Origin of the sequence: Kitasatospora sp. NPDC058406 (genome assembly GCF_042722765.1) — a bacterium.
Taxonomy (GTDB): Bacteria; Actinomycetota; Actinomycetes; order Streptomycetales; family Streptomycetaceae; genus Kitasatospora.
Window position 1 is genome coordinate 1 of sequence record NZ_JBHXKE010000344.1, and the last position, 7317, is coordinate 7317.

8 protein-coding genes and 4 pseudogenes are annotated in these 7317 nt (G+C 67.0%); 6 read left to right on the forward strand and 6 right to left on the reverse strand.

Annotated elements, in window-relative coordinates:
* Positions 1-147 precede the first annotated feature (147 nt).
* Together ACFWOG_RS37880 and ACFWOG_RS37885 are read right to left on the reverse strand one after the other, a co-directional pair.
* A pseudogene (locus ACFWOG_RS37880) lies at positions 148-657 on the reverse strand (transposase); the annotation flags it as partial.
* On the reverse strand, positions 633-1229 hold the full coding sequence (locus ACFWOG_RS37885; protein ID WP_380364025.1) for a winged helix-turn-helix domain-containing protein: 597 nt from the start codon (positions 1227-1229) through the stop codon (positions 633-635). The pseudogene ACFWOG_RS37880 and the gene ACFWOG_RS37885, both read right to left, overlap by 25 nt.
* 124 nt (positions 1230-1353) lie before the next feature.
* Between ACFWOG_RS37885 and ACFWOG_RS37890 the strand changes: the two genes are divergently transcribed.
* The 3 genes and pseudogenes from ACFWOG_RS37890 (at position 1354) to ACFWOG_RS37900 (ending at position 3351) form a co-directional block, all read left to right on the forward strand.
* Positions 1354-1719, forward strand: coding sequence for a group II intron maturase-specific domain-containing protein (locus ACFWOG_RS37890; RefSeq protein ID WP_380364037.1), 366 nt, complete (start codon positions 1354-1356; stop codon positions 1717-1719).
* A 178-nt stretch (positions 1720-1897) separates the two neighbouring features.
* A pseudogene (locus ACFWOG_RS37895) lies at positions 1898-2432 on the forward strand (transposase).
* Between the two features lie 427 nt (positions 2433-2859).
* Positions 2860-3351, forward strand: a complete 492-nt coding sequence (locus ACFWOG_RS37900; RefSeq protein WP_380364027.1) for a hypothetical protein — start codon at positions 2860-2862, stop codon at positions 3349-3351.
* 105 nt (positions 3352-3456) lie between these two features.
* Here ACFWOG_RS37900 and ACFWOG_RS37905 read toward each other — a convergent pair whose 3' ends face one another.
* The gene (locus ACFWOG_RS37905; RefSeq protein WP_380364040.1) at positions 3457-3717 is read right to left on the reverse strand and encodes an ATP-binding protein; all 261 of its coding nucleotides are present in this window, start codon (positions 3715-3717) and stop codon (positions 3457-3459) included.
* 20 nt (positions 3718-3737) lie between these two features.
* Here ACFWOG_RS37905 and ACFWOG_RS37910 point away from each other — a divergent pair.
* Both ACFWOG_RS37910 and ACFWOG_RS37915 read left to right on the forward strand, forming a co-directional pair.
* A pseudogene (locus ACFWOG_RS37910) lies at positions 3738-3935 on the forward strand (ATP-binding protein); the annotation flags it as partial.
* A gap of 7 nt (positions 3936-3942) precedes the next feature.
* Positions 3943-4338, forward strand: a complete 396-nt coding sequence (locus ACFWOG_RS37915) for a hypothetical protein (protein WP_380364029.1) — start codon at positions 3943-3945, stop codon at positions 4336-4338.
* A 7-nt stretch (positions 4339-4345) separates the two neighbouring features.
* Here the strand turns inward: ACFWOG_RS37915 and ACFWOG_RS37920 are convergent, their stop codons facing one another.
* The 3 genes from ACFWOG_RS37920 to ACFWOG_RS37930 all read right to left on the reverse strand — a co-directional run bounded on the left by ACFWOG_RS37920 (position 4346) and on the right by ACFWOG_RS37930 (position 6954).
* Positions 4346-5332, reverse strand: a complete 987-nt coding sequence (locus ACFWOG_RS37920; protein WP_380364031.1) for an integrase — start codon at positions 5330-5332, stop codon at positions 4346-4348.
* A 672-nt stretch (positions 5333-6004) separates the two neighbouring features.
* On the reverse strand, positions 6005-6172 hold the full coding sequence (locus ACFWOG_RS37925; RefSeq protein WP_380364033.1) for a helix-turn-helix domain-containing protein: 168 nt from the start codon (positions 6170-6172) through the stop codon (positions 6005-6007).
* Entirely contained in the window at positions 6169-6954 is a 786-nt protein-coding gene (locus ACFWOG_RS37930) for a tyrosine-type recombinase/integrase (protein WP_380364035.1), read from the reverse strand. Before ACFWOG_RS37930 ends, ACFWOG_RS37925 begins: the two co-directional genes overlap by 4 nt.
* A gap of 145 nt (positions 6955-7099) precedes the next feature.
* Between ACFWOG_RS37930 and ACFWOG_RS37935 the strand changes: the two are divergent.
* Positions 7100-7240, forward strand: a pseudogene (locus ACFWOG_RS37935) (ATP-binding protein); the annotation flags it as partial.
* Between the last annotated feature and the right edge of the window lie 77 nt (positions 7241-7317).

Consider the following 7317-nt stretch of genomic DNA (forward strand, 5'->3'; position numbering starts at 1 on the left):
GTCCTCGGGGCTTGCTTGAGCCGTGGTGCCTGGAAAGCGGGCACGCCCGGTTCTGAGGGGGCCGGGGTCCAGCAATGGGCCCCGGCTACCCGACGCTTCCGCATCCAGCGGCAGGTCAAGAGAGGGACGAATACTGACTTCGGCGCTTCAAGGTGACGATGGCGGGAGGCCGAGGGAGAGTCTGGTCGCGGCGAAGAAGCCGTCAAGGACGTCGGAGCGGTACTGCAGGCGTTTCAGACGGTTTCGGACGAGGGTTTCGAGTCGGTCGAGGGCAACGCTGCTGAGATTCGCCAGACTTCGTTTGACGTGGGCCCACAGGTACTCGACCGCGTTCAGCTCGGGTGCGTATGCGGGTAGGACGAACACCGTCAGCCAGTCCCGTGCGCCGATCAGGTCCCGCATGGCGTGGGAGACGTGGGTGTTCAGCCGGTCCCACACCAGCACGATCGGTGCCCTGACCAGGTGGTGCATCCCGTCGATCAGGCCGATGTAGTCGTGCTCGGACAGGCTGCGGCGTTCGCCCTTGCGACCGCTGTGCCGCAGGACGCGGTGGCACAGCCGGGTCCGCGAGCCCGGTCGCATCGCGAGCAGCCCGGCGACCGAGATCCGCCCGGAACCGCGGCCGCAGACCTTCACGACCGGAGTGCTGCCGCGTCGCCCCCATGTGCGTGCTGTGGGCGGTCTGCGGGTGAACCCGGCCTCGTCCTCGAAGCAGAGCCATCCGTCGCAGGCCGCCCGGGCGCTTTTACCTCCGCCCAGGTCGCTTCCCTCCACGCGGCCACGGCCTGCTCGTCGCGTTCCGCGGCCCGCCGCACGGGGACCTGCGGAGTGAAGCCGAGCCGGCGCATCAGACGGGTGGCCCCCGAGACGCTGTAGGACACGTGGAACTTGCGGCCGATCAGCGTGGCCACCCGCGCACCGGTCCACACCTGGTCCTGGTCCCAGCCGTGCACGGCCGGCCCTTGCTCAAGGTATTCGGCCAGCTTCTCCCGGCACCGTGCCGACAGCTTGCACCGCTGCCCGCCGGGGCCCCGTGAAGCCAGCGCCCCGGCCCCCTCCTCCCGCCAGGCCTGGTGCCACTGGTAGGCCGATTTCGCGGTCACCCGCAGCCTGCGGGCCACCTCCCTCGTCGGAACCCCGTCCTCGAACAACACGGCTGCCTCCAGCCGCACCGACTCGCGGTACTGACGCGCCTTCGCCGTCAGACCGCCCCCATCCGCATAGCGCATATCAACGGCATAGCGCGCAGATGACCGCCGGTCAGCTACACAAACAGGCCAATCACCTCGAAGCGCCGAAGTCAGTAAGCGGTACGTCTACACCTGGCCATCGAAGAGGGCGCTCACGTCCATCATCGACAAGGTCCGGCAGATCACCCGCAGCAACAAGCATCGGATGCTCGCTGACCTGTTGCGCCATTTCAACCCGGTTCTCCGGGGGTGGTGCAACTACTTCAGGCACGGGGTGTCCAAGCGGACCTTCTCCTACGTCGGCTACTTCGCGTGGTGGCGTGTGGTGCAGTGGCTCCGCAAACGACACAAGGGCTTGAGCTGGGGTGCCTTCATCCGTCGGGTCGTGCCCGGATGGCAGATCAGGGACGGAGAGCAGGAGATCTTCCACCCGCAATCGGTAGAGGTTGTCCGCTACCGGTATCGCGGCGCAAAGATCGACACCCCATGGACAGCGCGCCTGTCGGGGACAGCAATCGCCACGGCTTGAACCCGTGGAGAGCCCGTTGCGGAGAGATCCGCTCGGCGGGTTCGGAGGGCGGGCCCGGGAAACGGACTGGTGGAGACACCGGAACCGCGCCCGGGTCCGACCCCTACTGGCCGCGGGTAGAAGCATCGGGGCGGCGTGTGGGGGCTGGATCGTCTTCGAGGACGAGGCCGGACTCTCCATGACGCCGCCCCGCGCCCGCACCTGGGGCCGGCGCGGAGACACCCCCGTCGTCCGGGTCCGTGGCAGATCCCGCCGCCGGACCTCGGTGGCCGCCCTGTGCTGCTATCGCCCGGGCGAGAGCCGGCTGATCTACCGGCCCCGCAACCATCTCCTCCTCAAGGGAGCCCGCAAGAGCTTCTCCTGGAAGGACTACCGCGATCTGCTCGTCCGGGCCCACATCCAACTCGGCGGACCGATCGTGGTCGTCTGGGACAATCTCAACACCCACCTGTCAGCAGGGCTGAAACGGTACGAGGCCGAACACGACTGGCTCACCACCGTCCGTCTCCCGCCCTAGGCACCCGACCTGAACCCCGTCGAGGCCCCCTGGTCACTCGTGTGCAGAGCGATGGCGAACACCGCCTTCGGAACGCCCGACGACGTCGACCGCACACTCCGCCGCGAGTTGCGCCGAATCCAACTCCGACCCCACCTGATCGACGGATTGCCTGACCGCCACCGGCCTGACTCTCAGACCACCGACCCCACCCTGAAAACCTCAGTAGCGGCCGAGTCGTCGCGGGGTGCCGGGCGGCCAATCAGTGGAAGCCACATCATCGGCGGTCGGGTGACAGCCATACCCAGCACCCCTGGGTGCCCCGATCCTACGAATGACCGGAACGGCCCATGACGAACGGTATGGATCGGGTGACCGGGCGGGTCTGGGCGGAGTGTCCGAAATGACCGGGTCGGCGTCGTCGATAACGTGTGGTCGCGGGCCCGGGTTGCCTCCCTGACAAGTCGTGGCCAGGGCCCGCCCCACACGAAGCGAGAGCACTGCGACAGCATGCCGTGATCGAGCCCCTTGGGCTCCTCGGAGTGCCTGACGCACTGGTCCAGCTGACTCTCGCGTGGCGTACCCGGCCGTCCCCCGTCTTCAGCACCGCTGTAGCGTTGTCCGCAGACGATCAGGGGGGTTCAGTGACGAGGTCCTTGCATTTCAGCTGGGAACTGAGCGGCTCCGGCTGGGCGACGTGCAGGATCTGGGACGGCTCGACGAAGCACCGGGAGGGCGTCAGCTACTGTACAAACGCGCTCGCCGACTTGTTGAAGGGCGTGTCGGGCCTTTATGGCCCCCATGGCATCCAGCGGTTCTCGTTCGACCTTGAACCGGCAGAGGCGCGGTGGATTCTTCGTCGCCGAAACAGTGACGTGCACATCACGATCCGTCGCTTCCCGGACATGTCGACCAGCTTCGACGCACCGGACGGGAAGGGCACCCTCGTGTGGACGTCCACACGTCCTCGCACCTCCCTGGCGCATGCGGTCCTGATGGCTGCAGAGAAGGTGCGGCGAACCCACGGGGAGGACGGCTACCTTCAGAAGTGGCGGTTGCACGCCTTCCCCACCACTGAACTGGAAACCCTTCGGCACCTGCACCTGGCAGCGGACGACTGCGCTCTCCAGCACTGAACCAACGGCGCCTCACGGCGCAAACACGAGCTGAGCCAGAACCGCTTCTTATACTCAGAGCCAGCCATCGGTGGTGGTCAGTCCTTGGTGCTGCCTGGCGGGTTGTCAGCTCTGAGCGGTGAAGAGGGATTCCTGGGTGGCCTGGTAGCGGTAGGACTCGGTGCCGGTCTGGATCAGCGTGCAGCGGAAGGTGATCCGGTCGGCGATGGCCGCGCAGAGGCGGGCGTCTCCGAAGGTCTTGTCCCATTCGGTGAAGGGCGAGTTCGTGGCGACCGCGGTGGCCTTGCGCTCCTCGCGCTCGGTGAAGATCTGGAACAGTAGCTTGGCGCCCTTGCGGTCCAGGTTGAGGTAGCCGAACTCGTCCAGCTATGCCGATATCCGCATAGTTGGACGAACTCGGCTACATGGAACTCGACCGCCGCGGCGCCGAGCTCCTCTTCCAGGTCCTGACCGAGCGCGAGGAGAAGAACAGCGTCGCCATCGCCTCCAACGAGTTGTTCGGCAAAGCGCACATGTTCCGGCGAACCTGTGCCAGGCAGCGCCGAAACCTCACAGGTTCCGTTGACCAGGCGGATGCTGCATGATCGAACGATGCTGGTCGAGGTAGAGAAGATCGCAGAGTTCCCGGGGAGCCCCTTGCTGGCTCAGGTCAGGACGGCCTTCGGGCACACTGCGGTCCGCTGGTGCGGGGATCCGACCGCGGAGCCGGGCGAGTACCACGTGGAGTGGACGCTTGACGAAGATGTCGTGTGGGGGCGGAACGCCAAGCCGGCTGCCGGTTCCGGGCCAGAGGTCCGGCAGGGCGGGCGCTGCGTCGTCCTGCGGGGACTGCTGAACCCCACAGAGGACGGTTCTGCCCTGTTCGATTTGGACGGCACTCAGATCCTGCTTGACCTGGCCGATCCACTGCCGGAGGGAGTCGCGGGCACCTGGGTCGAGCTCTATGTCGAGCGAGAGAAGATCGCTCTCTACCCCTATCAATTCTGATAAGGCGTCAGGTCCTTGGAGTCTCCCACTGTGACAAGCGGGTCTCGTCGATGTGGTCAGCGAGATAGATCATGGTGGCTTCAGGGTCCATCCCGAAGGCAGCGGCAACGAGCTTGGGGTCCATCGTGTTGACCAGGTCGAGCAGGCGGGTGCAGCGGATCATGCGAGGCGGGAAGCCGCACTCGTCGAGGACATGGCTGACATAGGCGGTGGACGCCGGCCCCCGACCCGACTTCGTTTGGCGGGTGACCATCACATGCGGATTGCCGGTCCTTTGAGCCTCTCGGTGAGCCAGACAGCGTTCGACCACGGTCCAGGATGCCGGGTCCAAGGGCACCGGATGCGGCCGGTCGCCGAGCCGGGCGGTCCTCGCCCGAAGGTCGAGATCATCGGTCTGGAGCATCTTGACCTCGCGACTCGAGGCGCCGTGCAACAACGCAAGGACGCCGAGCAGGGCTTCGTGCGGGTGGATATTCGGAGCCGTGGTCCAACGACGGAACAGCACGCGTTGCTGATCAAGTGTCAGCGTTGCCCCGGTGAAACCGCTCGGTCCTCGGGAGGTCAGGCCGCGGGCGGGATCGACGAGCACGATCTTCCGGGACCTGGCGAACCGGAAGAACTGCCCGAGCACAACCAGTCGGTGCTTTCGGGCCTTGGGCTGGCTGGTGAGGAAGGCCTCGATGTCGTGGACGTCGGCCAGTGCCCAGTCCTGCTTGCCTCGACGGCCTGAGAGGAACCAAGCGAGGTCACGCACGATGGCCAGTGCCGCCTCCACGGTCGCATCACTGCGGGGCCGGGTTCCGGCCCGCCGCGCTCGCTCGCGCGCGTGCATCATGAAGTCGGCGAATGCCTGCACCGCTGGCCGCAGATCCTCGGGGGTGGCGTCGATTCGATGTCGGCGGCGGCCGGCCGCGAGTCGCTCGGCCTGATCAGTGACCATGGCCAGGCCGTGCATGGTGAAGAAGGTCTCCAGCGCACGGGCGAGAGTGCCCATCGAGCGTCCTGGCCGGCGGGAGCGTTCGAGCACGGCCTGGGGATGGTTGGGCTGGCCGTCCAGGAGAAGCCGTCCCAAGGAAGTGATCATTGTGCACGCTCGCCCGACGGAGTACTTTGCAGCGAGATCGACGGCGAAGTTCCTTAACCATTCCGGGGGTTGGTCGAGCTCGGCGGCGAGATGCTCGGTCCGGACGAAGGGCCGGTCGGGGTGACGCTGCCAGCAGGCGGAGCACAGTCCCAGACCCGCGTGCTTCCGTACTCTGCCGCATTGTTCGCAGGCCCGGGGCGGCTGCTTATTCTGGCGGGGCCGCGAGCAGTGCCCGCACCAGCCAGTGTCCTCACGCAGATATCCGGGCCGGCTGCAGCGAGGGCACAGCCTCTTGGCCGCGTCGCGTTCTGACTGGCGCGAACAGGTGCGGCAGAGTGTCGCGGACTTGCTCCGCACCGGGTGTCCGCAGGCGGTGCATACGCGTGAGCAGGTGATGCACTGGCCGGTGTCCGCCTGGAGAACGCGCTGCTGGCTGCAGCGGGGGCAGGCGGCCCGGGCCGCTGCCTCTTTCTGCTGGGCGGTGCAGCGGCAGCAGTAGTGCCGGTCGATGAAGCCGACCGGGGCTCCGCAGCCGATGCAGTCGCTCTGTTTGACGCCCACGATGCCGCCCTCATTTCCGGGTCACAGGGGAGGCATCGAACGGCCCCGGGCCGAGGCTGCCTTCGGCAGGTCCGCGACCGGCCGCGGCGCGACAGCGGGCCGCTTGACGGGGGTGGTGTCGACCTCGAACAGGTCGTTGGGGGTGCATTCCAGCGCGGTGCACAACGCGATCAGGGTGGATATCTTCACCTGGGAGGGCTCTTTGCTAAACAGAGCGGACACGGACGCGGAGGACAGCTGCAGCCCAGCCCGTTCGGCCAGGAGCCGCTGCAGTTGGGTGCCGGTCCAGGCATCGGCACCCAGCGCGGTCTGGGGCCGGAGGTGCGGGCGCCTTTCCCGAACCTGACGTGGAGCTTGCCGAACGGGCCCCGCGTGAAGTGGACGTCCGGGCGGTCCAGAAGCGACGCTTCTTCCGAGCGCAGGCCGGCGTGATAGAGGGTTCGGAACATCGCATAGTCCCGGGCTGCGGGTGCGTACTTGCGGGCGGTGGCGATGCGGGTCTTGAGGAAGTCGAAGAACTCGGCCACCCGCTCGGGGGTCGGTGGTGGCAGTTGGGCCGGGGAGTCGTCGCCGACATGCCGGGACGCGTTGAACTCATCGACCGGGCAGACCAGCTGGACGCCGAACCCGGCTTCGATCTCGACGGCCTTGCGGACCTGCAGGAACCGGTGAAAGCCCTTGAAGATCTGCACGTAGTCGCGGCGGGTCGATGCGGCCCGCCCAGCGAGAGCCAGGTCGCCCACGATGCGGTCGATGTCTTCGGGAGTGACGTCCCACGCGGGCCGGCCCAACGCGGTGAGTGTTCGCTCCAGCAGACCGATGTCGTTCTCGACCGTCACCGGACTGAACCCGCGGGCTCGCCACGAGGCGACGAATGCCTCGACGCACTCGGCCTGAAACTCCCACGGATCGGCGGTGACCGGGCCGAGCAGAACGGCACCACCCTGGACCACCCGCAACTGGGCTGTCACCGGCACACCTTCCTCGCACCTGGCCGATCAAGGCAACGCCTGGAGAATCCTGGCACCACCACGAAGACCAACGAGGACCACGGAGGATGGATACGGGCTGGTGGCAGCGGCGATCCACGAAAAGGAACATGTGCCAGCCCCAGATGGCTGGACCAAGACCTTCACCGATCCGCGTCTCTGCGCGGCCATCGTCGACCGCCTGACCTTCAACGGCACCATCATTGAAACCGGCACCGACTCCTACCGCCTCGCCAGCACCCGGGCGCGGACTGTCAAGGGACAGTAGGAGTTCCCCGCTCGCGGACAGTTGATCTCCCCACTGGCGGACGTGGAAAGTCCCCGGTGGACAGTTGATCTCCCCGC